The sequence below is a fragment of the Streptosporangium sp. NPDC000396 genome (genome assembly GCF_042898655.1).
Lineage (GTDB): Bacteria > Actinomycetota > Actinomycetes > Streptosporangiales > Streptosporangiaceae > Streptosporangium.
Window position 1 is genome coordinate 61,322 of the sequence record NZ_JBIAZA010000032.1, and the last position, 26,981, is coordinate 88,302.

Here is a 26,981-nt window from a genome sequence, read left to right on the forward strand (position 1 = left end):
GACTCCCTGAGCTGCCTCTCACCGGTGAACGCGTGGGACTCGCGCACCGATCCTGGTCACGATCTCATGGGTGATCGTGCCAAGGGAATCCGCCCATTCCTGCGCGGTCGGCTCGCCCTGTGAACCGTCACCGAACACGATCACCTCGTCACCTTCGGCCAGCGGGTCGTCCCCGACGTCGATCACGAACTGATCCATGCAGACCCTCCCGGCGATCCGTCGCCGGCGACCGCCCGCCAGCACCTCCGCCCGGTTCGTGGCGTGCCGCAGGATTCCGTCCGCATACCCGAGAGGGACGAGGCCAAGCGTGGTCTCGCGATCTGTGACGTAGAGATGGCCGTAGGACACGCCGGAACCCGCCGGAACCCGCTTGGCCAGCGCGATCCGCGCGACCAGGGTCATCGCGGGGCGGAGGCCGAAGTCGCCCAGCTCGGGCACGGGGCTGAGGCCGAAGGCCGCGATCCCCGGCCGGACCATGTCGTAGCGTGCCTGGGGCAGCATCAGCGTCGCCGCCGAGTTGGCGATGTGCCGGATCACGTGGGACCCTCCGGCGCCCGCCTTCTCGGCGACGGCCAGCGCCTCGTCGAAGGCGGTGAGCTGGGCGTCGATGGACGGGTGCCCCGGGATGTCGGCGCAGGCGAAGTGCGACCAGAGCCCGACGATCTCGATCGTCCCCTCGGCCTGCCGGGCCACGGCCCGGCCCACCAGCGCGGGCCAGTCGTCGAGCGTCGCGCCGCCGCGCGACGTGCCGGTGTCCGCCTTCAGGTGCACCCTGGCGGCCTTGCCCGTACGGCCTGCCGCCTCGGCGATGGCGTCCAGCAGCCTCTTCGATGCCGCCGACAGCTCCACGTCCTGGTCGATCGCCTGGTCCAGCGGCTCACCGGGCGGAACGATCCACGAAAGGATCGGTGCGACGACCCCCGCAGCCCGCAATTCCAGGGCCTCGCGGACGTACGCGGTCCCGAGCCGGATGGCGCCGGCCTCCAGGCAGGCCCGCGCGCAGGGCACCAGCCCGTGCCCGTAGGCGTCGGCCTTGACGGCGACCATGGCCTCGGCTCCGGGGGCATGCTGTCTGAGCAGCGCGACGTTGTCCCGGATCGCCGAGAGATCCACCCGCGCCTCTGCAGGGGTCATCGGGTAACTCATCTTTTCAGTCTGGCAGGTCAACTATCTTCTCGAAGCCTATTCACGGCCGAGCCTGTTCATGACCGACCTTATGACCTCGGGAAGGGCTTCGACGACGTCTCCCGCGGAGAGCGGGCCGTTCCGTCCGGCGATTCCGTGCAAGTGAGCGGCGCAGGAGGCCGCGTCGTACCCGCTGAGCCCCGCGGCCAGCAGCGCGCCCGTGAGCCCGGCCAGCACGTCGCCGGTGCCGCCGGTGGCCAGCCAGGGGCTGCCGGTGCGGTTGATCCTGACCGGGCGCTCCTCCTCCGCGACCAGCGTGGTCGAGCCCTTCAGCAGGGCGGTGACACCCAGTTCCGAGGCGGCCCGCCGTACGTTCTCCAGCCGCCGGGCCTCGATCCGCGCCCGTGGCACGTCCAGCAGCCGGGACAGCTCGCCCGCGTGCGGAGTGATCAGGACGGGTGCGCCCCGGCGGAGCAGCGACCTGTTCTTGGCGACCAGCGTCAGCGCGTCGGCGTCCACGAGCACCGGGACGTCGCTCGCCAGCACCGAACGAACGACGGCGAGCGCCTCGGGACCGGTGCCGAGCCCGGGCCCGACCACCCACGCCTGCACCTGGCCCACCTTGTCGACTCCCTCACCCGGCTGGAGGGGGGTGATCACGGCCTCGGGCCAGCGGGCCCGCACCTGTTCCACCGGCTCGGCGACCCCCGCGTAGCGGACCATGCCCGCCCCCGCCCGGATCGCCCCGCCCACGGCCAGCACCGCCGCCCCGGTGTACTGGTGGCTTCCGGCGGCGATGCCGACGACGCCCCTGCGGTATTTGTCGGACAGCGCGTCCGGCACGGGCAGCCGCACCGCCACGTCGGCGTCGATGAACGCGGACGCCTCGGGATCCGGGAGGTACGGCCCGAGCCCGATGTCGACGAGCTCCACCCGGCCCGCGTTCACCGCGCCCGGGTCGACGAGCAGCCCGATCTTGTAGGCGCCGAACGTGACGGTGACGTCCGCCCGGACCGCCGCCCCGTCGATCCTCCCGCTGCTCGCGTCCACCCCGCTCGGCACGTCCACCGCGACCACGGCGCCGGGCGCGTCGTTGGCCAGCCCCGCGAGGGTCGCGTACGGCTCGCGCAGGGCGCCCGCCCCGCCGATCCCCACCAGTCCGTCCATGATCAGGTCAGCGGCGTGGACGAGCCGGCGAGCCGCCGAGGTCCCACCCTGAAGATCCGTCACGCGGCCACCGGAGCGCCGCAGGGCCGCCGCCCCTGCTCTGTGGAACCGCTCCCCGGCGAGGATCGCGTCCACCCTGGCCCCTCTGGACGCGAGCCTCGCCCCGGCGTAAAGGGCGTCACCGCCGTTGTCGCCGCTGCCGATCAGCAGCACGACGCGCGAGCCGTACACCGTGCCGAGCATCCGGGCGCAGGTCACGGCGAGCCCGGTGGCCGCCCGTTCCATGAGCGTGCCCTCGGGCAGCTTCGCCATCAGCGCCGCCTCGGCCGCTCTGATCTGATCGGAGGTATATGCGGTCAGCATGATCCCGACGCTATCCCGCGTCGATCAGCCGTGCATGCTCCGGCACGGTCAGCCCTCGGCGATCACGTAGGCGACCGCCACGCCTCCGTCGTGCGTCAGCGACACGTGCCACCGCGTCACGCCGAGGGCGGCGGCGACCTCGGCGACCCGGCCGCTCACGTACAGCTCCGGCCGGCCGTGTTCGCCGGTGCGCACCTCGGCATCCAGATGGGCCAGGCCTGGAGGCGCGCCGAGTGCCTTGGCCACCGCTTCCTTGGCCGCGAACCGGGCGGCCAGGGACTGCACGGTCAGTGCCCGCTCGACCTCGGTGAAAAGCCGCGACCGCAGCGCGGGAGTCCGTTCCAGCGTCGCCTCGAACCGGGCCACGTCCACGACGTCCACGCCGATGCCCACGATCACGGCTCCAGGTTAGCGAAGCCCCGCACCGCGTGGCCCACCCACCGGGCGGCCCCGCCCTCACGAGCCAGGCCACCGCCGCGGCGTGGAGGAGTCACAGGCGTTGTCCACAGGATGTGGATGACAATCCGGGAGCATCTACTCCACGGTGACGGACTTGGCCAGGTTGCGGGGCTGGTCGACGTCGTGCCCCTTGGCCGCGGCGAGCTCGCAGGCGAACAGCTGGAGCGGCACCGTGGCCACCAGCGGCTGGAGCAGGGTCGGCACGACGGGGATGCGGATCAGCGTGTCCGCGTAGGGTTCGACCGCGGTGTCACCCTCCTCGGCGATGACGATGGTCCTGGCGCCCCTGGCCCGGATCTCCTGGATGTTGGACACGATCTTGTCATGGATCACGCGCTGGCCCGCCGGGGACGGGACGATCACCACGACCGGGAGGCCTTTGTCGATCAATGCGATCGGGCCGTGCTTGAGCTCCCCCGCGGCGAAGCCCTCGGCGTGCATGTAGGCCAGCTCCTTGAGCTTCAGCGCCCCCTCAAGCGCGACCGGGAAACCCACGTGGCGGCCGAGGAAGAGCACGCACCGCTCGGCGGCCAGCGAGCGGGCCACCTCCCGGACCGGCTCCGCGACCCTGAGCACCTCCTCCACCTTGGAGGGCATCTCGGCCAGCCGGTCGATGATCTGGGCGATCTCGTCGCCGAACTTGGTCCCCTGGACCTGCGCGAGATAGAGCGCCACGATGTAGCAGGCCACGAGCTGGGTGAGGAAGGCCTTGGTGGAGGCGACGGCGATCTCCGGGCCCGCGTGCGTGTAGAGAACGGCGTCCGACTCGCGTGCGATCGTGGAGCCGTTCACGTTGCAGATGGCCAGCACCCGGGAGCCCTGCTCGCGTGCGTGCCGTACGGCCATCAGCGTGTCCATGGTCTCGCCGGACTGGGTGATCACAATGATCAGCGTGTCGCGGTCGAGAATCGGGTCGCGGTAGCGGAACTCGCTGGCCAGCTCGACCTCGCACGGCACCCCTGCCCAGTGCTCGATCGCATATTTCGCGATAAGTCCGGCATGGTAGGAGGTCCCGCACGCAACCACGATGATCTTTTTGGTGTTCCGCAGATCCTGGCCTGACAGCCGCATCTCGTCCAGCACCAGCAGCCCGTCGGGCCCGATCCTGCCGAGCAGCGTGTCCGCCACCGCCCGTGGCTGCTCGGCTATCTCCTTGAGCATGAAGTAGTCGTAGCCGCCCTTCTCGGCGGCCGAGGCGTCCCAGTCGACGCGGTAGTTCCGCGTCTCGACGGGATTGCCGTGGAAGTCCGTGACCGTGATCCCCGCCGTCCGCAGCTCGACCACCTGATCCTGGCCGAGCTCGATCGCCTCCCGCGTGTAGGAGATGAACGCCGACACGTCCGAGCCGAGGAAGTTCTCCCCCTCCCCGCGCCCGACCACCAGCGGCGAGTTCCGCCGCGCGCCCACCACCAAGCCCGGCTCGTCCACCGAGACCGCCAGCAGCGTGAACGCCCCCTGCAGCCGGCGGCACACCTGGCGCATCGCCTCCGCCAGGCCCTCCTTCGCGAACTCCTCCAGCAGGTGCGCCACCACCTCGGTGTCGGTCTCCGAGGCGAGCTTGTGCCCGCCCGTCTCCAGCTCGGCCCGGAGCTGGGCGAAGTTCTCGATGATGCCGTTGTGGATGACCGCGATCCGCTCGCCGCAGTCGGTGTGCGGGTGGGCGTTGCGGTCGGTCGGCGCGCCGTGGGTGGCCCACCGGGTGTGCCCGATCCCGACCGTCGCCGGTGGAGCGGGCCGCGCGGCCAGCATGGAACGCAGGTTGGCCAGCTTCCCGGCCCGCTTCTCCACGGTCAGCGCGCCGTTGGTCCCGACCAGGGCTATCCCGGACGAGTCGTACCCTCGGTACTCCAGCCGCCCCAACCCCTCGATGGCCACCTCGATCGCCTGCCGCCTGCCGACGTACCCCACGATTCCGCACATGACCGGCCCCCTTCTCTATGGAGAAATCGACCGCTGAGCCTATGGAGAATCTCCCGGAGAACCCAAGAATCCTGCCCGCAATCGGGCAACGCCGGACCCGAACCGAACCGTTTCCGACCGGTCAGTAGGCTTCGTGACTATGGCCAACGGGTGGGACACGACGCCGTATGTGGAGCTGAGCCGGGCTCAGTGGAGCGAACTCCGCAAGAACACGCCTCTGACGTTGACCGAGGAGGAGCTTGAGGATCTGCGCGGCGTCGACGACCCGATCGACCTGGCCGAGGTCACGGATATCTACCTGCCGCTCACCCGGCTGCTCAACCTGCACTTCACCGGGGCCAGGCAGCGCAGCGCGGCGCTCAACACCTTCCTCGGGGCCAGCCAGCGGCCCGCGCCGTACATCCTGGGCATCGCCGGCAGCGTCGCGGTCGGCAAGTCCACCACCGCCCGCCTGCTCCACACCCTGCTGGCCCGCTGGCCCGAGCACCCCCGGGTGGATCGGATCACCACCGACAGCTTCCTCTACCCGAACAAGGTCCTCAACGACAAGAACATCATGGACAGGAAGGGCTTTCCGGAGAGCTACGACCGGCGGGCCCTGGTCAGGTTCGTCGCCGACGTCAAGACCGGCCTGCCCGAGGTGAGCGCCCCCGTCTACAGCCACCTGGAGTACGACATCGTCCCCGGCGCGATCCAGACCGTGCGCCGGCCCGACATCCTCATCGTCGAGGGCCTCAACGTCCTGCAGCCCGCCCCGCCCACCGCACTCGCGGTCAACGACTACTTCGACTTCTCCATCTACGTGGACGCGAAGGTCGAGCACATCCGCAACTGGTACGTGGACCGCTTCCACAAGCTCCGCCATACGGCTTTCGAGGACCCCAAGTCCTACTTCAAACACCTCTCCGAACTGTCGGACGAGGAGGCGACCACCTTCGCCAGGAACGTGTGGCGCGACATCAACGAGCGCAACCTCGTGGAGAACATCGCCCCCACCCGGGGCCGGGCCGGCCTGGTGCTGCGCAAGGGCGCCGACCACTCCATCCGCCGCGTACGGCTACGCCGCATCTGACCCCGGACAGGACCGGCGCTCGTTTCACGGCCCATCGACGTTCCCTATGGGGGCACGCAAGATCGGCCGCCGTCTCTTCGGACCTCACGATCATCGCGCTACGCGCGACCCACGCTCGGGCTGTGTTCATTGGGGCTTCGCCCCAAACCCCAGGTGAGGGACCTTCCGGCCCCTCACACTCCCCGGTCGCTGGCCGATTCCCATCACCGGCCCCGACATTTCGCACCCGCCGACATAGCAAACACCCATTCCGGATAGCCCACAAACGACCACATGATCGTCTCGCGTCCGAAGCGGTCATCTAGGCACCGCGAACTGTCGCTCCGTACGGTTTTTGCCCATATAGCCAGCCGTATCTGAACCTCATTCTCTGCGCTGTACGGCCGCGTCACTGAGTGTTGTCACAAGCCCTGAACCGGATGCAGGTGAGGGACCTCGATCAAAGGCGAGCGCGCGGAAAGCATTTCGGATGGTCATTAGAGGTTCGCGGTCGCGGCTGTAGTAGAGCTTGTTGGTGAGCAGGATGGCCCACCGGCCCTGCTTAGGGGAGATCCACATGCCGGTCCCGGTGAAGCCGTAGTGGACGTAGATATCCTCCTCGGGGCTGGTGCCGGGCGCGGGGTACCAAAACAGGCCACGCGCCGGGATGAGGTCGCCGGTATGGACCTGGAGGGACTCGGTCACCCAGGCGGCCCCGAAGGGGCCCTGATCCGTTCCAGAGGCCAGAAGGTGGCATTGGAAGAGCGCCAGGTCCTCCACGATGGAGAAGACGCCGGCGATGCCGCAAACCCCACCGAGTAGGCGAGCGGAGAAATCGTGGGCAACGCCTTTGAGGTGGGTGCCGGTGTCCGGGTCGAGTTCGGTGGGGGCGCACCGGGTTGTGATCTGGGAAGGTAGGGGGCCGAAGTGGGTGTGGTACATGCCGAGCGGCTGCCAGATTCGCTCGTGGGCGAGCTGGTCAAGGGATTGACTGGAGAGGTATTCGGCGAGGTAGCCGAGGATCAGGGCGGCCCGGTCGGTGTATTCGACGGCTTGGCCGGGCGGACGGTGCAGTGCCTCGCGCAGAACACCGCCGCGAACAGCTTGGGGGTCGGTGCCGTACAGGTTCTTGAGGTTGGCCCGCGGTGGCAGGCCAGCGCTATGGGTGAGCAGGTGCCGGGCGGTGACATGGCCGAGTGGATGGCCGGTGGCCTCGGGCCAGAAGGTGGCGAGAGGGGCGTGGAGCGGGAGCACGCCTTCCTGCCACAGGGAGCCGATACAGGCCCAGACGGCGAGGATCTTGGTGAGGCTGGCGACGTCGAAGACGGTGTCGAGCCGCATCGCGGAGGATGGATCGGCTGGGTCGGCCAGGCCGCATGTTCCCGAGTGGAGGATGCCATCGCCGTCGCCGATGGCCCACACCGCGCCGGGGAACACCTGCTGGTCCACCCCATTGCCGAGGAGCTGGGTGATCTGGTCATACGGGTGGGCCATCAGTGTCCTCGGGGTCGCTGGGATGCCGGTTGTCAGCGTAGGCCGCCGGGCGGCTGGGCTGTGCGCTATCGCGCGTGTCAGGCGATCTCTTGGCTGAGTGCTTTCAACGCAGCCGCGGTGGCGCTGAGCGGGAAGCGGACAGCGTTGCGCTGACCGGCCTCGCGGAGGTCTGCCAGCGTGTTCGGGTCGTTCTGGAGCCGGGTGAGGATCGAGGCCAGGGCGCGAGAGTCGGTCAGGTCGATGGGGAGGGCGGAGTCGATCAGAACCTCGGTCAGGCCGGGCACCGGCTGGTACAGCACCGGCAGACCGCACGCCTGTGCTTCGAGGGCAACCAGACCGAAGGCTTCCAGTGTGGTGGAGGGCACGAGGAGCAAGTCATGGTCGGGGAAGATCTGCCACAGCTCGGCGCGGGGAAGCCAGCCGAGGTAGGTCAGGTGGCAGCCTGCCTGGGTCAAGTCGGCCGCGCACGCGGCGTATTCGCTGGGTGGGGCGGCAATACTCAGACGTAGGCCGCCGATGGCGGCCAGTGTGCCGACCAGCATGTTGGCGCCTTTTTCGGGGGTCAGTCGGCCGGCATACAGCAGCCGCAACGGCCCTTCTCGTCGAGGCCGCGAGCTAGGCGGGGTGCGCAGAAGATGGTCGGGGATGCCCCAGGGGATGTGTGCGATGCGTTCTGGGCGGGTGTGCGGGGCGAGCCGGGTGAGCTCATCAGCCATGGCCGCAGTGGGGACGACAATGGCGCGGGACGCCTCCACGGTTTCATGCAGGACACGCAGTTGGGTGGGATGGGCGGCGGCGAAGATCAGGTCGGTGCCGTGGACCAGGGCCAGCCGTGGGTGGCCAGGTAGCAGGCCGACCAGGGCCGGGGTAGCGCCGAAGGCCAGGTGTTGGAGGTGGACCACCGCCACATCGCGCGGGTCGACTGCGGTGGCGAGCGCCTGGCGCAGCGCCTTGACGTAGTCCCAGAACGGTGGCCCGTCCAGGCATTTGCCGCTCGCGGTGATCAGGCGTAGCCCGGCGGGGACATCTGCACCTGGGTTCTTGTCGACGGGGGTGAGCATGAAGACCTGGGCGTCGATCAGCGGAGGAGCACCGGTATACAGGTCATGCAGGAGTTCAACGCTTCCGCCGGGGCTGGTCGGGGGAAGGTCCAGGGCGGTGAGGACAGAGGCGTTCACGGGCGCTCTCCTTCTCCTTGGATTTCCTCATATAGGCGGGAGATATCGATGCCGTCGCTATGCCGGTATTTGCGACCCGTGCTCTGGTAGCTGCACGAGCCGCCGAAGGTCTGTAGGAAGACCAGCTTGCCGAAGGTCATTCCGGGATAGACGCGCACCGGTCGGGCGACGCGGATCTCCAGAGTCCAGCGGATGGCGTGGCCAGCGTGGCCGAGCGGCGCAGAGACATGAACCCAGATGCCCAGAGCTCCGATGGTGCAGTCTCCATTGAGGAACTGGGCGTAGCGTTCGGAGCCGGTCCGCTCGTGGGTCACGCCGAGATACAGCACCCCAGGGACCAGGACGAAGCCGTCATCAGGGATAGTGGTCTCGTTGAAGACGGTGGGAGTGGCGGCGTCCAGATCGCCGTCACAGATCCGCAAGGTCGAGCCCAATCGCCAGTCATAGGCGTTCGGGGACAGACGGGCTGGCTCAAACGGGTCGATGGCAATCTCGCCCGCGGCGACGGCGGCGGCGATTGCGGGCCCGGTGAGGATCACGACGCCACCACCCGTATCTCAGAGTCACGCCAGTACCCAGAGGGCTGCGGACCGCGAGCGGCCTGGTATTTGCCGTGATAGAGATCAACGGGGCCAACCGAGACGAAAAACATGATCTGGCCGATCTTCATGCCCGCATAGACTCGCAGGGGGCGTACGGGAGAGAGCATCAGCGTCCACTGGCCGTGGAAGCCGATGTCACCGACGGGTGCGGTGATCTCGACAAACAGGCCGAGACGTCCCACTGAGGAGCGGCCGAACAGCAGCGGCACGAAGATGTCGGAGCCGACACGCTCCTGGGTATGGCCGAGGTAGAGCTCACCGGGCTGGAGTTCGTATCCGCTGTCGGGGATGCGCTGAGTGCGGGTCGAGTTGGGACGGCAGGCGTCGATGACTCGTTCGGTGTAGATGAGCAGAGTCTCGCCCAGGCACACGTTATAGCTGTTGGGGTTGACCTGACCGACGTTGAAGGGGTCAATGCACACTCTGCCGTCAGCGACGGCCGTGGTGATTTCCGGGCCGGTGAGGATCATCATCTGTCTCCTTGTCGCTCGGAGAAGTCGCCGGTCAGTACACGCTGGAGGGCTTCGGCAAGCCGAGACCCGCTGTGCGGCGATTGATCAGGGTGTAGGAAATTGGTGGCCAGATAGCCGGTGGTGAGGATCTGATGCAGGCGTGGCGGCAGTGGGGCGGGATCGGTGATGATCGGGCCTGCCCGGTCAGTGAGCATCTCTAGTAGCGCGGCCGGGTCGTCGATGAATCGCTCCGGTACGACCACAGTGATGAGCTGGTTGCCGAAGGGTTCGATCTGAAGCAGATCGCCCATGGTCAAGTCGCTTCTCAGGTTGGTGGCTCGCACGCAGGTCTGGTTCAGCACTACGGCGTCAGTGCCGGTGCGTGCGCGCAGGTCCTCGGCAGCAGCCGTCAGCAACGCTGGAAGATCCAGCGGCCGGTCGCGGAATGCTCCGGCGAGTGGGCCGAGTGGGGCGGCGAGCTGGCGGCGGATCCGGTCGATCCGTGCGACCACCGATTTCAAGGTGGAAGGGACTTGGTCGACGGGTGGGAAGCGGTGCACGCTGGCCTGCCAGCCGGCCGAGCTGGGAGTGGCCAGGGCGTAGCCGACACCCAGCTCATAGCCCTTGACCACACATGCGGTACCGGCGGCGGTGGGCTGGTAGCGGTCGCTGTGGCAGTGCCCGGCGAAGATCACATCCAGTCCCGGACATGCTTCGGCCAGTCGCAGGTCATGGATATAGCCGGAATGGCTCAGCACGATCCACGCATCAACGCGATGGGCGCCCATTAGACGTCGGAGAGCGTGGGCTGGGTCATGAAAGCAAACATCGGCGCGCTCGGCGGCGGGGACGGCCGCGAAGGCTTGCTCTCCGATGACCGCGCTGATCGCGACCCGCCGCCCGGCCATGTTCACCTCGCGCAGGGGCCGAAACAGCATATTCCCCGCAAGATCGGTGACATTGGCGCACACCGTCAGAGGGCGTAAGTCGGGCTTGAGGTGGTGGTGCCAGCCGTGATTTCCCGGGGCGATCACGTCATACAGGCCCGCCAGCAGACGCCGCTCCACGACTCCGCCACCGAGGGTGTAGTAACCACTGCCCTCGAAGAAGTCACCGCAGTCGGCCACCAGCATCCGTTCTCGCACCTGATGCAGGTGGGCGAGCATGGGGACTGGGTTGTCCAGTGCCGAATGCACATCGGTGGTGACCAGAATGGCCTCCACGGCTCGCATCGTAGCCATGGCTTACACCAGGGCTGTGATGTCCGCGCCCAGCATGCGGAGCTTGCCGGGCAGGTCGGCGTGACCGCGCTGAAGCTGGCCCAGGCCGGTCAGCGTGCTGACTTCGTCCGCGGTGAGCGCGGCGATCAACAGCGCCGAGCCGGTACGGATGTCGGTGGCCTGAACCTCGGCTCCGGTCAGACGCTGTGGGCCGTTCAGATGGCAGGCGGTCGCGGAGGTCTCAGTGATGTCCGCGCCGAGACGGCGTAACTGCGGCAGCAGGTTGGCGTGTCGTCCGGGATTAATCTCGTCGGCGAAGGTGTGGTTCCCGGGAAGGCCGAGAGCCAGGGCCATCAGCGGCGGCTCGAAATCAGCATCCAGGCACGAGTCAGACGCCAGGGAAGCGAGGGAGGCAATAGCGTTCATTGACGCACCGGTCAGTGCGGCCGGCCCGGACAACTCGACTCTGGAGCCGGTGGCGTAAAGAGGAAAGCCCAGCTCGTCCAGGAGGTCCAGCAGTGGTCTCAGGTGCGCGGTATCAGCTCCGATGATGCGGCCATGTCCTCCGGTGGCGGCCATCGCGCACAACAGTGTCCCGGCCTCGATCTTGTCTCCTGGTATCTGCCAGCGGGCCGGAGAAGGGATGCCGGGTAGAAAGGACAGCTCTCCGCTGGACAGGTAGGTCACCTCGTGGCCAGCGTGGCCGAGTGCCTGGACCAGGCTGGTCACCTCTGGGGAAGTGTTGGGGGTGTGCAAAAGCAGCGGACGGCGGGCGACGAGGGCACGCAGCAACGCCACCACGGTGGTTCCCCGGCTGGGGAAGGGCAGTTTGATCTCCACCTGCTTGCGCAACTTCGCTCGGCTGGCAGTGATCTGGTAGCCCGCCTCACAGGAGTGGATGGTGTCGCCGAACGCCTCGTAGACGGTGAAGTGCAGTTCCATGCCGCGATCGCCAATGCTGCATCCGCCGGGCCAGGGCAGCTCAGCCCGACCAGATACCAGCAGGGCGGGCACCAGGTAGTAAGAGGCGCGGATACTGCCGGCCAACGCGCGATCCACCTCGCTCACCTGATCAGCGGCGGGGATGACATGCAGCACGCTGGGGTTATCGGGAAGCGTTTCGGTCCGGATTCCGGCGGCCTGAATCAAGCGTGTCATTGCGGCAACGTCGGATGAGGCAGGCAGATTGCTCAGGGTGACAGGTTGGCCGAGGGCAGCGGCAGCAGCCACCAGGGGCAGCGCGGCGTTCTTCGAGCCGTCTACCGCCACTGTTCCCGATAGCTGTTGCCCGCCACGTACGGCCAAGCCGAGGGGGAAACGAGTGATGGGAGCAGATCCGGTCACGTGGGTCATCGTGGGTCCTTTCATTGAAAGGCTGATGGCACCCCCGCTGGAGAAGACCCTTAACGGAGGCATTATCAGGGCGACCAGTGATCACGCTCCTCGGTCCGAAGCGTGTGGTCACATTTGCACCTCGGACGGCCCTGGGAAGTGGGAGCCGCCCGAGGAGTGGACGGCGCGGCAGCGCGGGACGGGGGACACCGTGCCGCCGCGCCAGCTCATGGGGTGAAGGTCCGCCGGGCTCGCGACCTGTGCGCCCGCTCGACCTGGATGGCCAGGGTCGAGGCGAGCGCTTCGGGTAAGGCTCGGACGATGACCCGCTCGACCCCGACATCCGCCTCGGCGCGAGTCACGGGACCGCGGCGGACGGCTCTCCACTGGCCGGGCACGTCCTGATCGATCTCCCAGCCGGGATAGGTGTGCTCCAGCGCGGCGAGTTGGCGTCGCTCTCGCGGTATGAGCATCCCTTCCAGGACACTCATCTCGGGACCGGTCATCGCATACCCCGGTAGGGATGACGCGGGCCCTGCGCGGGAACCGCGGCGCGGCGGGTACTGGGGAAACGGGGCGTCCGCCGCGCCTGCTTGGGGAAGACCAAGGCGCTCACTCCGGTGGCGGGCGCCTGTGGGACGGCCCAGGTCATGGCCATCCCGCGCATCTGAGCTTCGAGGTCCTCGGAGGTGGCCGCCTGGACGATCATTGGTTCGGGTGTCGGCCAGGCCGCAATGGCGTAGAAGAGGCGGGAGTGCGCGCCGTACAAGATGGTCCAGCCTTCCCACGCTCGGTCCAGCCGCTCGGCTTCGGCACGGGCTGGGCCGTCCCACAGGCGGCGGTGTACGGCGGTGGCGGCTTGGCCGGTGCGGTGTCGTCCGGAAGCGTGGGAAGGGCGCCGCCGGATCACGAGGTCACCTCCTGGGCGGCGTTCTCCTGCTCGGCGACCCTGGTCTGAAGGTCGGTGAAGGTGTCGGCATCCACCGTGCGGAAAGGGGGTTGCTTCAGACCTGTACCCCGCACCAAACCATCGGGGAAAGGCTTGACACGGCTGGCCCAGAACCGCCCGGCATCGCTATGGATCACCCGCCAGCCCGGAATCGTCGGCTCGGACACTGTGGCCCTAGCATCGTTCATGGATCGCAGCTCCTTTGCGATCAAGGACCCGTCCGGTCGTTGTCGGCGCCGGACGGGTCCGCTTTATGGGATAGGGAAGAAGCGTCTGGAACCCGCTGTACGGGAGAGACCTCTGTCGCAGGGTGTAGCCGTATTAACGCCGTACAGGTTGTGGATGGTCGTCGGTGTGATGGTGACGGGGGTAGCCATGAGTGAAACTTTCAGGGCTGAGATATCAGGGGCTCCGAAAAGCCTTGCAGAGGGCACGATTAATCATCGGAAGTAAACACCTGAAAGTTGGCCCATGTCAGGAGGAGACTAGAGGAGGTAGGAGGAGAAACCGCAGGCAACGGCGCTTAGGTGGCCCCACGTGAGCAATGCTGAGAGCAACCCGACTTGGGCAGAAGAGATCCGCATGAAGCGGCAAGGTCTGTGCTGGACACAAAAGGAGATGGCAAGACAGTTAAGGCTCGCCGCCGACGAAAAACTCCGTGCTCAACTGCCAAGCAGCAGTTCGATTGTTCGAGAAATCCGTTACCACGAAAGCGGGACCCACCATCCCGGACCGGTGTATGGCGAACTCTACCGTCGCGTATGGAAAAAGCACGCTAAACCCGGCGAATCAGAGGCCGAGGCGAAACTTCAAGCCGACCCTCTCCTGCTTTCGTGGACCGTAGGAAGGCTCAGCCAACGAGTGGACCGACGTACCCTTCTACAGCTTGCCGCAGCCACGGTAGTGAATCCTGTGCTGGACCCGGCGGAACGACTGATGCGTGCGCTGATGGGTGATCACCGACCAGATGACCCCACTGTCAGCCACTTGGAGGACCGGGCAAAAGGCTTCCACCGGCTTGAGGAACACCTACCGGCGAAAACCTTGTGCCCGGCGCTCATGACTCATCTCGGCGAGGTGAGCGCATTACTCGAAAGCGGGCCGCCTGAGCACCTGCGCCGGCGTCTGGCGGTGATTGCTGGGGAAGGGGCGATCCTGGCTGCCTGGTTCGCCTGGGAGCTGGGAGACGGCCCGCAGGCGGCAGCATTGTCACGGTTGGCGAATCTCGCCGCAAGGCGCAGCGGGGATGATGCGATCGCCGCGTGCATGGCCGGATACCGCACCTATATGACCGGCGGCGACAACGTGCACGGTGCTCGCCTGGCTACCGCCGCCCTGGAACGTCTCGGCAATGCCGATCCCGCGACACGGGCATGGCTGCTGGCACGCCATGCGGAAGAAACAGCCCTGCTTGGAGACCACCAGACCGCGTTGACGTCGATCCATCTCGCCGAAGAGGTCTACGCCGAAGCAGACATCAACGCACGCCCCTGGACCTGCTTCCTGGACCCTGGACGTTTTGCGTCCATGACGTTGTCCGTCTACTCACGCCTGCGACGCGAAGACGACGCCGTCAGGGCCATCGACGAGATCACCATGCATCTCGGGCCCAACACCGAAATCAAGAAACTTTGTGTCGTCAAAGCCGACCTGGCGCTCGCACGCCTGCGTCTGGGCGACGTGATCGAAGCCGTGAAGTACGCACGCACGTCTCTTGCGGCGACATCAGCCATGGCTTTCCCCCTCGGCTGGGATCGGCTCGACCATGTGGCAGCAGAACTCACCCTCTCCCGGGCGCAGGCAGCGTATGAGTTCCGCACCGAATACGCCGCTACGCGTCCGAAGCAGGTCCAGCCGTCTCTTCAGTGATCCAGCTGAGGTAGGAGGCCAAGCCGCCCTCGATCGGAACGGCGACGATCTCCGGCGTGTCATAGGAGTGCGCGGCCTTCACCACTGCCACCAGATCATCCAACCGTGCCCGAGTGGTCTTCATGAGAACCAAGTACTCCTTGGCGTGCTGGATCTCCCCCTTCCACCAGTAGGTGGAGGTGATGGGGCCCGCGATCTGAGCTCCTGCTGCCACGCGCCTCTGCACTGCTGTTACAACGACCTTCTCGGCCTCTTCCAGGGAACCGGCGGTTACGTGAACTTCAACATGCGAGGACATGCATTGAGCGTACTCCGGAAATGATCACCTCCTCCGGTCTCCTCTAGCGGTTCCGGGTCAGGCGCCGGCGGGAGCGATCCATTCGACGAGCTGGATCACGACGCCGTTGGGGTCGGTGACCTGGAACAACCGCTCGCCCCAGGGCTCGGTGCGCAGCGGCATGGTGATGTTGGCACCCTCAGCGCGGAGGCGTTCCTCCTCGGCCGCGATGCCCGTGACGGTGAACACCACGATGAGGCCGGCCGCGCACTGGTCGCGCAGCCCCTCGGGCAACACCTCGGTGCCACGCCGCAGCAGGACGATGTCGGCCGCGGCGTCGTCGCGGGCCAGGGAGACGAACCCCTCTGCGGCCAACACCTCCCGGAAGCCCAGATGGGTGGTGAGGAACCGGCTGGAGGCGGCCACGTCGTCGACGGTGAGGGAGACGGTGGAAGCGATGATGTTCAAATTGGCTCCGATGGTTGCTACTGGAACGTCGCTTCGCCCTGGCTTCGGTGGTTGCCGGCGGAACGCCGCTTCGGCAACTGCGGGCGGAACGCCGCCTTGCCCTGGTCGCCCGGGCCCGGTCGCCTGGTGACGTCCGCGTCCAGGCGACCCGGTCAGCCCGTGGTACGGCCGTGCAGTACCAGAGCCCAGATGAGGCAGCCGAACGCGGCGGTGGAGGTCACGGCGCGGACGACGTTCCAGAAGACCCACCGAGCCTCGAACTGGGCGCGCACGGCGGCCAGGTCGGTGATGTGCTGGGGGTTGCCCGCGGCGGCGAGCTGGTCGTTGAGAGGGACGTTCACGGCGCTGGTGATGATGAACATCACCAGGTAGAGGACGAACCCGGCGATGATCCACGGCAGGGCCGGCCCTCCTCCGCCGCGCCAGTGCAGTATGGCGGCCGCCACGGTGAACACCAGGGCACCCATGAAGCTGATCATGAACCAGCCGTTGATGATCGCCTTGTTGATGTGCTGCATCACGGAGATGAACGCCCGGTCACCGGCCCGGCTCAGGCCGGGCATGACGGCGTAGGAAAAGCTGGTGAACAACCCGGCCATGAGCCCGGTGGTCAGCGTCGCGGCGATGAGCGACAGGGTCTGGAGCAGTTTCACGCGTTGTATCCCTTCAGGTGCGGGTGGCGGCGGTGTCTCGGGGGGAACCGGCGACATCCTGGAACAGCCGTCCCCGGATTCTCCGGACACGACGGCTTCTCCGGACACGACGGCGGCGCGGAGTCACGCCGGGGGGTTTCTGGCACAAGCCATGATCGAGACGTCGGCGTCAGAGAGTCCGGGATCGAGCGGCTCGAAACGGCCGGGCCCGAAGGAGCCGTCGAACGGGAGGAAGCCGAACCGCCCCGCGAACGGCGAAGCCGTCAACGGCCGAGGAGGCGTGGCGAGTGAACTTGCGCATGTGAACTTTCTCTTCGATGTTGCCGGTCAAGCATCGGGCGTGATCGTGGATCAGAACAACGCGTTATCCTGCAACAATCGATAACCCGGAAGTTATCGGCCAGAAGGATCGCCTTGGAGCTTCGAGATATCGAGATCTTCCTGACACTGGCCGAGGAGCTGCACTTCGGCAGGACCGCCGAACGGTTGCATGTGTCCCAGGCACGGGTCAGCCAGGCGATCAAAAAGCAGGAGCGGCAGATCGGCACCACCCTGTTCGAGCGCACCAGCCGCAACGTGCGGCTGACGCCGATCGGCGAGCGGCTCTTCGAGGAGCTCCGCCCGATCTACCGCAGCCTGCAGGAGAGCCTGAAACGGGCCACCCTGGCCGCCCGGGGACAGGCCAGCACGCTGCGCCTGGGCATCATGGGCCCCCTCAGCCACGAGATCGGGCACATCCTCGGCACCTTCCGGTCCCGCCATCCCGAGTGCGTGCTGCAGATTCGTGAGGCGCACTTCAGCGACCCCTTCGGTCCGCTCCGCGCCGGAGAGGTCGACATCCAGATGGCCTGGCTCCCCATCCATGAGCCCGACCTCACCGTGGGACCCGTCATCCTCACCGAGTCCATCGTGCTCGCCCTGGCGTCCGACCATCCTCTGGCCGACCGTGACTCCGTCTCCTATGAAGACCTCGGCGACTGCGTCGTCTTCCGCGTCGACCCGCCCATCCCCACCTACTGGGAGGCGGCCGTCTCGCCCTGGCACACGCCCAGCGGCCGGCCCATCCCGCGCGGGCCGGCCGTCTCCACCTTCCAGGAGATGCTCGCCCTCATCTCCGCAGGAGAGGCCGTCTCTCCCGTGTTCGCCCACGGCAGCCGCTATTACGTGCGCCCCGACGTCGTCTACCTGCCCATCCGCGACGCCCCGCCCGGCAGGTGGGCACTCGTCTGGCGCACCGCCGGAGAGACCGGCCTCGTCCGCGCCTTCGCTCAAGCGGCCCGCGACGCCCATCGCTGAGCCACGACTTCTATGGTTGGCATGTGCTGCATCTACGCGTGATCGGTCCGCCGGAGCGCACGGACGAGGTGCTGAGGTTGCTCGACGAGGCCGTCGGCGTGACCAACCTCGTCGTGCTTCCCGGCGCGGCCCGCTCCCCCAAAGGCGATCTGGTGCAATTCGACGTCGCGCGGGAGGCCGCCAACGAGGTGATCGATCGGCTGCAGCAGCTCGGCCTGAGCGATGACGGCTCCATCTCGGCCGAGCAGGTCGACCTGGCGATCTCGAACGCGGCCGACCGCGCCAAGGAGGAGGCACCGGGCGAAGCGGATGACGCGGTCGTCTGGGCGGACCTCGCCCAGCGGACCGGCGGCGACATCCGGCTCACCTGGGCCTTCCTGGCCTTCCTCGCGATCGCCACGCAGATCGCCGGGATCGGCGTGATCGTCAACTCGCCGATCCTCATCGTCGGCGCGATGGTGCTCGGTCCGGAGTTCGGGGCGATCGCGGCCATCTGCTTCGGCCTGCTGCGCGGCAACTGGCGCCTGATCGCCGGCGCCCTGCGCACGCTGGCCATCGGTTTCGCCACCGCCATCGCGATCACCTTCGCCTGCGCCCTGGTGTCCCGCTGGCTCGGCTGGATCGGCCAGTCCACGCTGCTCGGCCACGAGGAGATCGAGTTCATCGTCAAGCCCGACAAGTGGTCGTTCATCGTGGCGCTGCTCGCCGGCGCGGCCGGGGTGCTCTCGTTCACCGCCGGCAAGTCCTCGGCCCTGGTCGGCGTCTTCATCTCGGTGACCACGGTTCCCGCCGCCGGATACTTCGCGGTCGCCGCGGCGCTGGGCCGCTGGGCCGACATGGCGGGTTCGGTCGCCCAGCTCGCGGTGAACATCGCAGGAATGATCATCTCCGGCACGCTGACCCTGATCGTCCAAAAGGCCTACTGGTCCCGGTTCGGCGTACGACTTCCGGCCGGACCGCCACGCGGTTCCAGGCTCCGATAGGACCCGCGTCCTGCCCTTTCGGAGGAGAGAAGGTTCCTTCGCTGGACGGAGGAATTCACGGCAGTCGGTGGATAGTGTCCGAACATGACTATCCTCGCCACCGAGGGACTATCCAGACGCTTCCCCCGGGTGACGGCGCTCGACCACCTCACCGTCACCGTCGGCCCCGGCGTGACCGGCCTGGTCGGCGCCAACGGCGCGGGCAAGTCCACCCTGATCAAGATCCTGTTGGGCCTGCTCGAACCATCCGGCGGAAGCGCTCAGGTGCTCGGCATGGACGTGACGACCAAGGGCGCCGAGATCCGCCGGGTGGTGGGTTACATGCCCGAGCACGACTGCCTGCCGCCCGATCTGTCCGCCACCGAATTCACCGTGCACATGGGCCGGATGTCGGGCCTGCCGCGCACGGCGGCCCGGGAGCGAGCCGCCGACGTGCTGCGCCACGTGGGGCTCTACGAGGAGCGCTACCGCCCGATGGGCGGCTACTCCACCGGTATGAAGCAGCGGGTCAAGCTGGCTCAGGCGCTGGTGCACGACCCGCGTCTGGTCTTCCTGGACGAACCCACCAACGGGCTGGACCCGCAGGGCCGCGACGAGATGCTGACGCTGATCCGCAGGATCGGCACCGAGTTCGGCATCAGCGTGCTGGTCACCTCGCATCTGCTGGGCGAACTGGAGCGGGTCTGCGACCACGTCATCGTGATCGACGGCGGCAAGCTGCTGCGCTCCTCGTCCATCGCCGACTTCACCCAGACGACCCAGACCGTCACGGTCGAGGTGGAGGAGGGTCAGGAGACGCTGGCGGCCCGCCTCACCGAGCTGGGCGAGACCGTCACCTCGCGTGGCCGGATGCTCCTGGTCCAGGTCCGCGCGCCGGAGACCTTCGACACGCTCCGCGACGCCGTCTGCGATCTCAACCTCTGCCTCGTCCGCATGGAACAGGGCCGCCAGCGCATCGAGGACGTGTTCCGGGAGCCCGCAAATGTCTGACAAGCAACCTGCCGCGCCCACGACCCCTTACGGGAGCCCGGCGGGCCCGCACCGGCCTTTCGAGCCCACGGGCGTGATCCACGACATCGGATACCGCCACTACGACGGGGTACGGGCCGGTCGCGGCCATGCCGTCATGGCGCTGATCGCGCACAGCCTGCGCGGGGTGTTCGGGCTGGGCCGTACGGCACGCTCGAAGATCATCCCGTTCCTGCTCGTAGGCGTCATGCTGCTGCCCGCGGTCGTCTCCATCGCGATCATGGCGCTGGCCAAGCGGGAGATGATGTCCTACACCTCGTACGCGGTCACCATGCAGACGGTGCTGGCGATCTTCCTGGCCTCGCAGTCGCCGTACGCGGTGGCGCCCGACCTGCGCTTCCGGGTACTGCCGCTCTACCTGTCGCGACCGGTGACGTCGGCCGACTACGTCGGGGCGAAGCTCGCGGCGATGACCGCGGCGATGTTCCTGCTGCTCGCGGTCCCGCTGACCGTGCTGTTCGCCGGAGAGCTGATCGTCGACCTGCCGGGGCCGCCGCACACCGCCGGCTACCTGACCAGCATGGCCGGAGCCGTCGTCTACGCGCTGCTGCTGGCCTGCCTGGGCGTGGCGATCGCGTCCTTCACCCCCAGGCGCGGCCTGGGCGTGGCCTCGATCATCGCGTTCTACCTGCTCACCTCGGCTGTCTCGACCGCCGTCGCCGCGATGATGGAGGAAGTGAACAACTACACCGCCGCCGGGTGGGCCTGGATGATCAATCCGTTCTTCCTCGTGGACGCCGCGGTGCAGGTCGGTATCTTCGACGCGAAGCCCTCCGCGCCCACCGTCTACCCCGGGGGGACGGGCGTCGCCGCGGCGATCCTGCTCGTGATCGGGCTGATCGCCCTGTCGGTGACCGCCCTGATCCTGCGCTACCGGAAGGCGGCCTCGCGATGAGAATCGAACTGGCTCAGGTCTCTCGCTGGTACGGCAACGTGGTCGCCGTCAACGACGTCACCATGACCATCGGTCCCGGCGTCACCGGCCTGCTCGGCCCCAACGGCGCGGGCAAGTCCACGCTCCTGCACATGATGGCCGGATTCCTCGCTCCGTCGAGCGGCACCGTGACCCTGGACGGCACGACGATCTGGCGCAACCACGAGGTCTACCGCTCGATCGGCCTGGTCCCCGAGCGCGAGGCCACCTACGGCTTCCTCACCGGCTGGCAGTTCGTGCTTTCCAGCGCCAAGCTCCACCGCCTTCCCGATCCCGACGACGCCGCGCGCAAGGCGATCGCCCTGGTCGAGATGGAATCCGCCAAGGACCGCAGGATCGAGACCTACTCCAAGGGCATGCGCCAGCGGATCAAGGTCGCCGCCGCGCTCGTGCACGACCCGCAGGTGCTCCTGCTCGACGAGCCCTTCAACGGCATGGACCCGCGCCAGCGCATGCATCTGATGGACCTGGTCAGCGGCATGGGCGCCGCGGGCAAGACCATCCTGTTCAGCTCGCACATCCTGGAGGAGGTGGAGCGCGTCGCCCAGCACATCGAGGTCCTGGTCTCCGGCCGCCACGCCGCCTCCGGTGACTTCCGCGAGATCCGCCGCAGGATGACCGACCGGCCCCACGTGTTCCGGATCCGCTCCAGCGACGACCGGCGCCTGGCGTCGGCTCTGATCTCCGACGCCTCCTCCAACTCGGTCTCGCTCACCGAAACGGGACTGGAGGTGTGGGCCGCCGACTTCCGGCGCTTCACCTGGTTGCTGCCCAGGGTCGCCAGGGACGCGGGGGTCCGGGTCTGGCAGATCTCCCCGGCCGACGAAGACCTGGAGAGTGTCTTCTCCTACCTGATCAACAGGAGCAGCTGAGCATGAACGGTGTCATCGCTGGAATCTCCTACCGCGCGCTGCTCGGCCGGAGAAGGATCTGGCTTCTGGTCATGCTGCCCATGGTGCTGATCGGCCTGGCCGTACTGCTGCGGGTGATCGAAGGCGGCGGCGAGGCGGCCACGGTCACGCTCATGCGGACCTTCGCCATCGGCACCATGCTCCCGCTGCTCGGCCTGATCGCGGGAACCGGCGTGATCGCCCCCGAGATCGACGACGGCACGATCATCCACCTGCTGGCCAAGCCGATCTCCCGCCCGGTCATCGCGCAGACCAAGTTCCTCGTCGCCGTCTCGATGCTCGCGCTGTTCGCCGCCGTTCCGACCTTCATCGCGGCCTACCTGCTGGTCGACCTCGAATCCGGGATCGCGTACGGCTTCGCCCTCGGCTCCCTCGTCGGCGGCGTCGCATACGCGGCGGTGTTCATGCTGCTGGGCATCCTGACCCGGCACGCGGTCACGATCGGCATCGCCTACGCGCTCATCTGGGAGGGCGCGGTCGGCAACTTCGTTCCGGGCGCCCGCAAGTTCTCCATCCAGCAGTGGGCCCAGACCGTCGCCGACCAGGTGTCGTCCTCGTCGTTCCTCTCCACCGAGATCACGCTCGGCTTCGCCGCCACCGCGCTGGCCGTCGTCACCGCCGGAGCCGTCGTCTGGGCCGGCCAGCGGCTGCGGGGTTTCTCTCTCACCGGCGACGAGTGAACCCACGGGGTGAAACACCCCGCCTGCACGGAAAGCCATGAAAAAAGCACGGCCCGCACCGAAGTGCGGGCCGTGCTCGGGTGGTGGTTCAGACGCAGGCCGTACGGACCACCTCTGCCAGGCGACCCGCCGTCTGCTCGGCCTGCTCGGCGGAGGAGGCCTCGACCATGACGCGGATCATCGGCTCGGTGCCGCTGGGCCGGATCAGCACCCGGCCGGTTTCCCCGAGCTCCGCCTCCGCAGCGGCGACCGCCGCGGACAGCTCCGGAACCGAGGCCTTGGCCCGATCCACGTCCTTCACGTTGATCAGGACCTGTGGCAACCGGGTCATCACCGAGGCGAGCTCCGCCAGCGACCTGCCCTCGCGGGCCATGACCGCCAGCAGGTGGAGGGAGGTCAGCAGCCCGTCTCCGGTGGTGGCGTGGTCGAGCATGATGACGTGACCGGACTGCTCGCCGCCGAGGTTGTAGCCGTCGGCCTTCATGGCCTCCAGCACGTAGCGGTCACCCACGGCGGTCTCGATCACGTCGATGCCCGCGTCCTTCATCGCGATCTTGAAGCCCAGGTTGGACATGACCGTGGCGACCACGGTGTTGCCCGCCAGCTTGCCCTCGGCATGCATCGCCATGGCGAGCACGGCCATGATCTGGTCGCCGTCGACCACCTCGCCGGTGTGCGAGACCGCCAGGCAGCGGTCGGCGTCCCCGTCGTAGGCGATCCCGACGTCCGCGTTGCGGGAGACCACGATCTGCTGGAGTTTGTCCAGGTGGGTGGAGCCGACCCCGGCGTTGATGTTGAGTCCGTCGGGGCGGGCCCCGACGGACTCCACCGTCGCCCCGGCCCGCAGCAACGCCTCGGGAGCCACCATGTGGGCGGCACCGTTGGCGCAGTCGAGGACCACGTTCAGGCCGTCCAGGCGGCCCGACACGGTGGACAGGACATGGGACACGTAACGGTCGGCCTCGCCGTACGCCTCGCGCACGCGACCGACCGAAGCGCCGACAGGGCGCTCCCACTTCTCGCCGAGCCGCTGCTCGATCTCGTTCTCCACCGCGTCGGGCAGCTTGTAGCCGCCACGGGTGAGGAACTTGATCCCGTTGTCCGGTGCGGGGTTGTGGGAGGCGGAGATCATCACGCCCATGTCGGCTCCGAGAGCCGTGGTGAGATAAGCGACCGCCGGGGTGGGCAGCACGCCGAGCCGGAGAACATCCACGCCAGACGACGCAAGGCCGGCGACCACTGCGGCCTCCAGGAATTCTCCTGAAGCCCGCGGGTCCCGGCCTACGACGGCGATCGGGCGGCCGCGCCGCCCGACGCTGGCGTTGAACGCCCCGGCGTCGCCGAGGACATGAGCCGCGGCCACGGACAGATCCATGGCGAGCTCGGCCGTGAGGTCGCGACCAGCGACCCCACGTACCCCGTCGGTGCCGAAAAGGCGCCCCAACTTAACGCTTGCTGTACTGCGGAGCCTTACGGGCCTTCTTGAGACCGTACTTCTTACGCTCGGTGGCGCGAGCGTCACGGGTCAGGAAGCCGGCCTTCTTCAGCGGCGGGCGGTTGACCTCGACGTCCAGGATGGCGAGCGCGCGGGCGAGACCCATGCGCAGGGCGCCGGCCTGGCCGGTCACGCCGCCGCCGTCGATGCGGGCGATGACGTCGAACTGGTCCTCGGCGCCGAGCGTCACGAAGGGCTCGTTGACGATCTGCTGGTGGACCTTGTTCGGGAAGTAGACGTCAAGCGGACGACCGTTGATCGTCCACTTGCCGGTGCCCGGCACGATGCGCACGCGGGCGACGGCCTCCTTGCGGCGGCCCGTGCCGTAGGAGTTGCCCATGGTGATGGGCTTACGGACAGCGGCCTCGCTGCTGGCAGCGGACTCGGAGGTGTACTCGGAGGGGAAGTCCTCCAGGGAGTAAGCTTCCTGCTCGCCCTCGATGGGCGTCTCGACACCGGTGGGCTCAGCCACGGTTCTCCTCAAACTTTCCTACTTGGCGTCGGCCGTCGGCCAACGCTGCTGGCGATAAGCAGCTAGCGACTACTGGGCGATCTGGGTGAGCTCGAAGGGCACCGGCTGCTGCGCCTGGTGCGGGTGCTCGGAGCCGGCGTAGACCTTAAGCTTCTTGATCATCTTCCGGCCGAGGGCGTTCTTCGGCAGCATGCCCTTGACGGCCTTTTCGACGGCGCGCTCAGGACGCTTGTCCATGAGCTCGCCGTAGGTCACCGAACGCAGACCACCGGGGTAGCCCGAGTGACGGTAAGCCTTCTTCTGCTCCAGCTTGTTACCGGTCAGCGCGACCTTGTCGGCGTTGATGATGATGACGAAGTCACCGGTGTCGACGTGGTTGGCGAAGGTCGGCTTGTGCTTACCGCGAAGCAGGATCGCGACGTGGCTGGCCAGCCGGCCAAGCACGATGTCGGTGGCGTCGATGATGTGCCACTGACGCTCGACTTCGGCAGGCTTGGGTGTGTACGTGCGCACGGTCGTATGCCTTCTTTGCTCGCGTCTTCGGCGCTGTCGGAAGTGACAGCAACTGGGTCGGTAGGTGCGGGCACACGACAGCCCGGACCTTCCGTCTCCCAAGATTCAGGAGATGACGCCGGACGCGCCGCGCATCGGTCTGCTGAGGAGACCAATTCGCACACAACGAACTAGGAGGATACCGGCGCAGGAGGGCATGGGTCAAAAAGACCCGGCTCTTCACCGGCTCCTCCGGCATTCTACCTGGGGCCGGGGACTACTGCGAGATCGCCGCACCCATCCTTCACAGAACGGTTCCGACACGTTCTCGACATCCTCTTCTTCCTCAATGCAAACATCTCTATCTTTGACAGCGGTATGTGGCAGCTCCTTCACCCCCGGCATACCCAGCGGACCAGCCTGCGCCGCTTGGGACTGTTCGCGTGTCTGGTGACGGTGCTGCTGCTCGGGTTCCTCATCGGCCGGGAAAGCCGCACCGAGGAGACGCCCAACCAGATCTATCTGAACAACGCCGGACCGGCCAAGCCCAAGCCCAGCGCCCAGAGCGCCGGCCAGGTCGGCCGCCGCACCCCGCTCGGCCGGGTCATCCACCCCACCGCCACCGCGAAACCGTCGAAGCCGCCCAGAGCACGCACCACCCGGACGCCCCGCAACTCGGCCTACGGCTTCGACGACGACTCCCGCTACGTCCTCAACGGAAACGAGGGGGAGAACACCACCGCCAACGTCTCCTCCCCCTTGAGCCCCATGGAAAAGGAGCTCGTCCGGCTCACCAACCTTGAGCGCAGGAAGTTCGGATGCGCTCCGCTCCGGGTCGACCGGCGGCTGGTCAAATCGGCCAGGGAGCACTCGACCGAGATGGCGAGAAGCGGCACCTTCTCCCACAACTCCCCCGACGGCGCGTCACCCTGGGACCGGATGGGGGCCGCCGGATACCGCAACGGCGGCGCGGAGAACATCGGCCGCGGCTACGTGTCGGCCGCCGAGACGGTGCGGAACTGGATGGCGAACAAGGGGCATCGGGGCAACATCCTCAACTGCGAGCTGACCGCCACCGGCGTCGGGACCATGGAAGGTCCTGGCGGCCCCTGGTGGACGCAAGACTTCGGTTACTCGTGAATGAATCCGCCCTGACACGGGGCTAGTCTCGGCGCATGGGTTTTCCCGGAGAGCCACCGCGCCGCCAGCCGTACGTCCAGCCCGACGCGTCGCCGCCGCCCGCACAGGGCGAGCGCTGGTTCGAGGCCACACCGCCCGACCAGGCTCCCCAGCCTGCGGCGGCCGCCAGACCCACGAAGCCGTCACCGCCGGAACAACCACGGCAGGCCATGTGGAGTCCCTACGACGAGGGCCCGCGCTCCCGGCGGCCGATCTTCATCGTGCTCGGCGCGCTCGGCGTACTGGTCGCCGGAGGGGTCGGCCTGGCCATGCTCGTCAACTCCGAGAAGGCCACCACGGCCGGTGCGACGGCCCCTCCGGCACCGGTCTCCAGCCCGGAGCCCGCCAGGCAGCCGGGCAGCAAGTTCGGATTCACCGCCTCCCGAACCACCGACCCCCATTCCCTCACGCTGAACGAGCTGTTCAAGCGCAAGAAGGTGACGATCGACGGTCAGAACTATCTGATGACCATCCGCAGGACCGACAAGAAGTGCAAGGACGCCGTGGTGGGCGGCAAGTTGCAGAAGGCACTCACCGCAGGCAAGTGCACGCAGCTCCTGCGGGCCAGCTTCCGCGACGCCTCAGGAAAGATCATCGGCACCGTGGGGGTCGCCAACCTCAAGTCGGTGGCGGCGGCCGCCAAGGTCGTCTCGATCGGAGCGGGCAAGTCCCGCGAGGAATACATGAAGCCGCTCCCGGGGAAGGACAAAGTCACCAAATTTCTTGGCTCGGGCGAGGCGGTCGCGGGCGGATGGAAGCACGGACACTACGCCGTAATGGTCTGGTTCCAATACAAAGACGGACACCTTCCGAAAAAGACCGAGGTCAAGAAGCTCAACAAGGTGGCCTTCGGGGCCGCCGACGCGACCGTCACGCCCGCTCTGGAGTCCCGTTCGCTGACCGGGAAGCGACCCTGACCAACGATTTGTCC

29 protein-coding genes are annotated in these 26,981 nt (G+C 67.5%); 10 read left to right on the plus strand and 19 right to left on the minus strand.

Annotated features, from left to right (window positions below; all coding sequences use genetic code 11):
* Positions 1-18: 18 nt before the first annotated feature.
* The 4 genes from alr to glmS all read right to left on the minus strand — a co-directional run bounded on the left by alr (position 19) and on the right by glmS (position 5,034).
* Positions 19-1,146, minus strand: a complete 1,128-nt coding sequence (gene alr / locus ACFY2X_RS37640) for an alanine racemase (protein WP_389947859.1) — start codon at positions 1,144-1,146, stop codon at positions 19-21.
* A 36-nt stretch (positions 1,147-1,182) separates the two neighbouring features.
* Complete coding sequence (locus tag ACFY2X_RS37645) at positions 1,183-2,655, minus strand: NAD(P)H-hydrate dehydratase (protein WP_389947860.1); 1,473 nt, start codon at positions 2,653-2,655, stop codon at positions 1,183-1,185.
* Between the two features lie 48 nt (positions 2,656-2,703).
* A complete protein-coding gene (locus ACFY2X_RS37650; RefSeq protein WP_389947861.1) occupies positions 2,704-3,054 on the minus strand; it encodes a holo-ACP synthase in 351 nt (116 codons plus the stop codon).
* 135 nt (positions 3,055-3,189) lie between these two features.
* The gene (gene glmS / locus ACFY2X_RS37655) at positions 3,190-5,034 is read right to left on the minus strand and encodes a glutamine--fructose-6-phosphate transaminase (isomerizing) (RefSeq protein WP_389947862.1); all 1,845 of its coding nucleotides are present in this window, start codon (positions 5,032-5,034) and stop codon (positions 3,190-3,192) included.
* A gap of 139 nt (positions 5,035-5,173) precedes the next feature.
* Here glmS and coaA point away from each other — a divergent pair, with 139 nt between their 5' ends.
* On the plus strand, positions 5,174-6,106 hold the full coding sequence (coaA, locus tag ACFY2X_RS37660) for a type I pantothenate kinase (protein ID WP_389947863.1): 933 nt from the start codon (positions 5,174-5,176) through the stop codon (positions 6,104-6,106).
* Positions 6,107-6,469: 363 nt separating this feature from the next.
* Here coaA and ACFY2X_RS37665 read toward each other — a convergent pair whose 3' ends face one another.
* From ACFY2X_RS37665 to ACFY2X_RS37705, 9 genes are all read right to left on the minus strand, one after another.
* Positions 6,470-7,579: a serine hydrolase domain-containing protein gene (locus ACFY2X_RS37665; RefSeq protein WP_389947864.1), complete on the minus strand. Its 1,110-nt coding sequence runs from the start codon at positions 7,577-7,579 to the stop codon at positions 6,470-6,472.
* A 77-nt stretch (positions 7,580-7,656) separates the two neighbouring features.
* Positions 7,657-8,757 (minus strand): glycosyltransferase family 4 protein, encoded by a 1,101-nt coding sequence (locus ACFY2X_RS37670; RefSeq protein WP_389947865.1) that lies wholly within the window; start codon positions 8,755-8,757, stop codon positions 7,657-7,659.
* Positions 8,754-9,296, minus strand: coding sequence for a hypothetical protein (locus tag ACFY2X_RS37675; RefSeq protein WP_389947866.1), 543 nt, complete (start codon positions 9,294-9,296; stop codon positions 8,754-8,756). The genes ACFY2X_RS37670 and ACFY2X_RS37675 overlap by 4 nt, the downstream gene beginning before the upstream one ends.
* Positions 9,293-9,832, minus strand: coding sequence for a dCTP deaminase (gene dcd, locus ACFY2X_RS37680; RefSeq protein WP_389947867.1), 540 nt, complete (start codon positions 9,830-9,832; stop codon positions 9,293-9,295). Before dcd ends, ACFY2X_RS37675 begins: the two co-directional genes overlap by 4 nt.
* A complete protein-coding gene (locus ACFY2X_RS37685; RefSeq protein ID WP_389947868.1) occupies positions 9,829-11,034 on the minus strand; it encodes a metallophosphoesterase in 1,206 nt (401 codons plus the stop codon). The genes dcd and ACFY2X_RS37685 overlap by 4 nt, the downstream gene beginning before the upstream one ends.
* A gap of 21 nt (positions 11,035-11,055) precedes the next feature.
* A complete protein-coding gene (locus tag ACFY2X_RS37690; RefSeq protein ID WP_389947869.1) occupies positions 11,056-12,384 on the minus strand; it encodes a hypothetical protein in 1,329 nt (442 codons plus the stop codon).
* 206 nt (positions 12,385-12,590) lie between these two features.
* Positions 12,591-12,836 carry a hypothetical protein gene (locus ACFY2X_RS37695; RefSeq protein WP_389947870.1) on the minus strand — a complete coding sequence of 82 codons (246 nt, stop codon included), beginning with the start codon at positions 12,834-12,836 and terminating at the stop codon, positions 12,591-12,593.
* A 29-nt stretch (positions 12,837-12,865) separates the two neighbouring features.
* Positions 12,866-13,273, minus strand: a complete 408-nt coding sequence (locus ACFY2X_RS37700; protein ID WP_389947871.1) for a hypothetical protein — start codon at positions 13,271-13,273, stop codon at positions 12,866-12,868.
* A complete protein-coding gene (locus ACFY2X_RS37705; protein WP_389947872.1) occupies positions 13,270-13,500 on the minus strand; it encodes a hypothetical protein in 231 nt (76 codons plus the stop codon). Before ACFY2X_RS37705 ends, ACFY2X_RS37700 begins: the two co-directional genes overlap by 4 nt.
* Before the next feature lie 349 nt (positions 13,501-13,849).
* Here ACFY2X_RS37705 and ACFY2X_RS37710 point away from each other — a divergent pair, with 349 nt between their 5' ends.
* Positions 13,850-15,181, plus strand: coding sequence for an XRE family transcriptional regulator (locus ACFY2X_RS37710; RefSeq protein WP_389947873.1), 1,332 nt, complete (start codon positions 13,850-13,852; stop codon positions 15,179-15,181).
* Here ACFY2X_RS37710 and cutA read toward each other — a convergent pair.
* From cutA to ACFY2X_RS37725, 3 genes are all read right to left on the minus strand, one after another.
* Complete coding sequence (gene cutA / locus ACFY2X_RS37715) at positions 15,144-15,479, minus strand: divalent-cation tolerance protein CutA (protein WP_389947874.1); 336 nt, start codon at positions 15,477-15,479, stop codon at positions 15,144-15,146. The genes ACFY2X_RS37710 and cutA overlap by 38 nt on opposite strands.
* Before the next feature lie 57 nt (positions 15,480-15,536).
* Positions 15,537-15,926, minus strand: coding sequence for a VOC family protein (locus ACFY2X_RS37720; RefSeq protein WP_389947875.1), 390 nt, complete (start codon positions 15,924-15,926; stop codon positions 15,537-15,539).
* Between the two features lie 152 nt (positions 15,927-16,078).
* Positions 16,079-16,579, minus strand: a complete 501-nt coding sequence (locus ACFY2X_RS37725) for a DUF1772 domain-containing protein (protein ID WP_389947876.1) — start codon at positions 16,577-16,579, stop codon at positions 16,079-16,081.
* Between the two features lie 414 nt (positions 16,580-16,993).
* Between ACFY2X_RS37725 and ACFY2X_RS37730 the strand changes: the two genes are divergently transcribed.
* The 6 genes from ACFY2X_RS37730 (at position 16,994) to ACFY2X_RS37755 (ending at position 22,412) form a co-directional block, all read left to right on the plus strand.
* A complete protein-coding gene (locus ACFY2X_RS37730) occupies positions 16,994-17,875 on the plus strand; it encodes a LysR family transcriptional regulator (protein WP_389947877.1) in 882 nt (293 codons plus the stop codon).
* A 23-nt stretch (positions 17,876-17,898) separates the two neighbouring features.
* Positions 17,899-18,858: a DUF389 domain-containing protein gene (locus ACFY2X_RS37735; protein WP_389947878.1), complete on the plus strand. Its 960-nt coding sequence runs from the start codon at positions 17,899-17,901 to the stop codon at positions 18,856-18,858.
* An 84-nt stretch (positions 18,859-18,942) separates the two neighbouring features.
* Positions 18,943-19,848: an ABC transporter ATP-binding protein gene (locus ACFY2X_RS37740; protein ID WP_389947879.1), complete on the plus strand. Its 906-nt coding sequence runs from the start codon at positions 18,943-18,945 to the stop codon at positions 19,846-19,848.
* Positions 19,841-20,782, plus strand: coding sequence for an ABC transporter permease (locus ACFY2X_RS37745; protein ID WP_389947880.1), 942 nt, complete (start codon positions 19,841-19,843; stop codon positions 20,780-20,782). Before ACFY2X_RS37740 ends, ACFY2X_RS37745 begins: the two co-directional genes overlap by 8 nt.
* Positions 20,779-21,693: an ABC transporter ATP-binding protein gene (locus tag ACFY2X_RS37750; protein ID WP_389947881.1), complete on the plus strand. Its 915-nt coding sequence runs from the start codon at positions 20,779-20,781 to the stop codon at positions 21,691-21,693. The genes ACFY2X_RS37745 and ACFY2X_RS37750 overlap by 4 nt, the downstream gene beginning before the upstream one ends.
* 2 nt (positions 21,694-21,695) lie before the next feature.
* Positions 21,696-22,412 carry an ABC transporter permease gene (locus tag ACFY2X_RS37755; RefSeq protein WP_389947882.1) on the plus strand — a complete coding sequence of 239 codons (717 nt, stop codon included), beginning with the start codon at positions 21,696-21,698 and terminating at the stop codon, positions 22,410-22,412.
* Positions 22,413-22,500: 88 nt separating this feature from the next.
* On the opposite strand, the gene glmM is transcribed toward ACFY2X_RS37755, so the two are convergent.
* The 3 genes from glmM to rplM form a co-directional block, all read right to left on the minus strand.
* Positions 22,501-23,856, minus strand: coding sequence for a phosphoglucosamine mutase (gene glmM / locus ACFY2X_RS37760; RefSeq protein WP_389947883.1), 1,356 nt, complete (start codon positions 23,854-23,856; stop codon positions 22,501-22,503).
* A gap of 1 nt (position 23,857) precedes the next feature.
* The gene (gene rpsI / locus ACFY2X_RS37765) at positions 23,858-24,379 is read right to left on the minus strand and encodes a 30S ribosomal protein S9 (RefSeq protein WP_389947884.1); all 522 of its coding nucleotides are present in this window, start codon (positions 24,377-24,379) and stop codon (positions 23,858-23,860) included.
* 69 nt (positions 24,380-24,448) lie between these two features.
* Positions 24,449-24,892 carry a 50S ribosomal protein L13 gene (gene rplM / locus ACFY2X_RS37770; RefSeq protein WP_389947885.1) on the minus strand — a complete coding sequence of 148 codons (444 nt, stop codon included), beginning with the start codon at positions 24,890-24,892 and terminating at the stop codon, positions 24,449-24,451.
* 408 nt (positions 24,893-25,300) lie between these two features.
* Here rplM and ACFY2X_RS37775 point away from each other — a divergent pair, with 408 nt between their 5' ends.
* Positions 25,301-26,011 carry a CAP domain-containing protein gene (locus ACFY2X_RS37775; RefSeq protein WP_389947886.1) on the plus strand — a complete coding sequence of 237 codons (711 nt, stop codon included), beginning with the start codon at positions 25,301-25,303 and terminating at the stop codon, positions 26,009-26,011.
* A 35-nt stretch (positions 26,012-26,046) separates the two neighbouring features.
* Positions 26,047-26,967, plus strand: coding sequence for a hypothetical protein (locus ACFY2X_RS37780; protein WP_389947887.1), 921 nt, complete (start codon positions 26,047-26,049; stop codon positions 26,965-26,967).
* Positions 26,968-26,981 lie beyond the last annotated feature (14 nt).

Bases quoted from the DNA above. Each gene is read 5' to 3' on its own strand.
- ACFY2X_RS37755 (WP_389947882.1), top strand. From the start codon at position 21,696: ATGAACGGTGTCATCGCTGGAATCTCCTACCGCGCGCTGCTCGGCCGG.
- cutA (WP_389947874.1), bottom strand. From the start codon at position 15,479: ATGTCCTCGCATGTTGAAGTTCACGTAACCGCCGGTTCCCTGGAAGAG.
- dcd (WP_389947867.1), bottom strand. From the start codon at position 9,832: ATGATGATCCTCACCGGCCCGGAAATCACCACGGCCGTCGCTGACGGC.
- ACFY2X_RS37690 (WP_389947869.1), bottom strand. From the start codon at position 12,384: ATGACCCACGTGACCGGATCTGCTCCCATCACTCGTTTCCCCCTCGGC.
- ACFY2X_RS37740 (WP_389947879.1), top strand. From the start codon at position 18,943: ATGACTATCCTCGCCACCGAGGGACTATCCAGACGCTTCCCCCGGGTG.
- ACFY2X_RS37645 (WP_389947860.1), bottom strand. From the start codon at position 2,655: ATGCTGACCGCATATACCTCCGATCAGATCAGAGCGGCCGAGGCGGCG.
- ACFY2X_RS37695 (WP_389947870.1), bottom strand. From the start codon at position 12,836: ATGCTCATACCGCGAGAGCGACGCCAACTCGCCGCGCTGGAGCACACC.
- ACFY2X_RS37665 (WP_389947864.1), bottom strand. From the start codon at position 7,579: ATGGCCCACCCGTATGACCAGATCACCCAGCTCCTCGGCAATGGGGTG.
- ACFY2X_RS37705 (WP_389947872.1), bottom strand. From the start codon at position 13,500: ATGAACGATGCTAGGGCCACAGTGTCCGAGCCGACGATTCCGGGCTGG.
- ACFY2X_RS37780 (WP_389947887.1), top strand. From the start codon at position 26,047: ATGGGTTTTCCCGGAGAGCCACCGCGCCGCCAGCCGTACGTCCAGCCC.
- ACFY2X_RS37745 (WP_389947880.1), top strand. From the start codon at position 19,841: ATGTCTGACAAGCAACCTGCCGCGCCCACGACCCCTTACGGGAGCCCG.
- alr (WP_389947859.1), bottom strand. From the start codon at position 1,146: ATGAGTTACCCGATGACCCCTGCAGAGGCGCGGGTGGATCTCTCGGCG.
- glmS (WP_389947862.1), bottom strand. From the start codon at position 5,034: ATGTGCGGAATCGTGGGGTACGTCGGCAGGCGGCAGGCGATCGAGGTG.
- coaA (WP_389947863.1), top strand. From the start codon at position 5,174: ATGGCCAACGGGTGGGACACGACGCCGTATGTGGAGCTGAGCCGGGCT.
- ACFY2X_RS37750 (WP_389947881.1), top strand. From the start codon at position 20,779: ATGAGAATCGAACTGGCTCAGGTCTCTCGCTGGTACGGCAACGTGGTC.